Genomic DNA, 261 nt, shown 5'->3' with positions numbered 1-261 from the left:
CGACGCCGCTCAGTCCACCGGCAAGGTCGAGATCGACCTGTCCAAGCTGAAAGTCGACCTGATGTCGTTCTCGGCCCACAAGACCTACGGCCCTAAAGGCATCGGCGCACTGTACGTGAGCCGTAAGCCACGCGTGCGTATCGAAGCCGCCATGCATGGTGGCGGCCACGAGCGCGGCATGCGTTCCGGCACCCTGGCGACTCACCAGATCGTCGGTATGGGCGAAGCCTTCCGCGTAGCCAAGGAAGACATGGCTGCCGA

1 protein-coding gene is annotated in these 261 nt (G+C 63.6%); it reads left to right on the top strand.

Annotated features, from left to right (window positions below; genetic code table 11):
- Nucleotides 1-261: aminotransferase class V-fold PLP-dependent enzyme (locus tag AC0L3B_RS39725; protein ID WP_473383351.1), on the top strand; the 261-nt coding region annotated here is incomplete at both ends.

This window comes from Bradyrhizobium sp. Kon56, assembly GCF_055807635.1.
The sequence above is the reverse complement of the archived record's forward strand: the minus strand, read 5'-3'. Positions and strand labels throughout refer to the sequence as shown.